Source organism: Psychrobacter sp. 1U2, from assembly GCF_051847575.1.
This window is the reverse complement of record NZ_JBPYDC010001382.1, coordinates 1-612: the sequence shown is the minus strand read 5'-3', so window position 1 is coordinate 612 and position 612 is coordinate 1. Positions and strand designations below refer to the sequence as shown.

The 612-nt window shown below is 39.7% G+C and carries 1 protein-coding gene; it reads right to left on the bottom strand.

The window, feature by feature from the left end:
- Positions 1 to 444 (bottom strand): sugar phosphate nucleotidyltransferase (locus ACS8FD_RS22210; RefSeq protein WP_439277457.1); only part of this gene is annotated, 444 nt, incomplete at its 3' end.
- Positions 445 to 612: the final 168 nt, after the last annotated feature.

The window sequence follows — 612 nt, the reverse complement described above, 5'->3', positions numbered from 1 at the left end:
AGGAGACTGAGGCACAATACCAAAAGTAACAAGCTTATCTTGTTTTACAGGTATTTGCGCTTGTACAACCGCAGTACGAAACGCATCTTCATCCAAAACCACATGATCAGCCGCTAAAACCAATAACTCAGGATTGTCTTCGTACTTTGCTGCATAAATAGCGGCAAGCGCGATCGCTGGTGCAGTATTTTTTCCTATAGGCTCAAGAATAATATTATGATCTAATTGCCCGATTTGGCGTAGCTGTTCAGCGACGATGAAACGATGTTCTTCATTACATATAACCAATGGGGGTAAGCAGTCTAAACCTTGTAATCTTAGAATAGTAGCTTGCAACATCGTTGTCTGACCATATAGTTTTTGAAACTGCTTAGGAAAGAGCTCACGTGATAACGGCCATAAACGGCTTCCCGTTCCACCTGCCATAATTATCGGTAGAATCATAATACTTATCCTAAATTGATTGGAGCTTAGTTACTGATACTAAAAATACGCTTTGGTATTTTCATGTACATGAGCGTCACTGAGTAAGTCATTTATCGCAAACCATTGATATTGATGATGCTGATCTATAGGAAGCGTATCAAAGCTAACATTCACAATCAGCTGGTA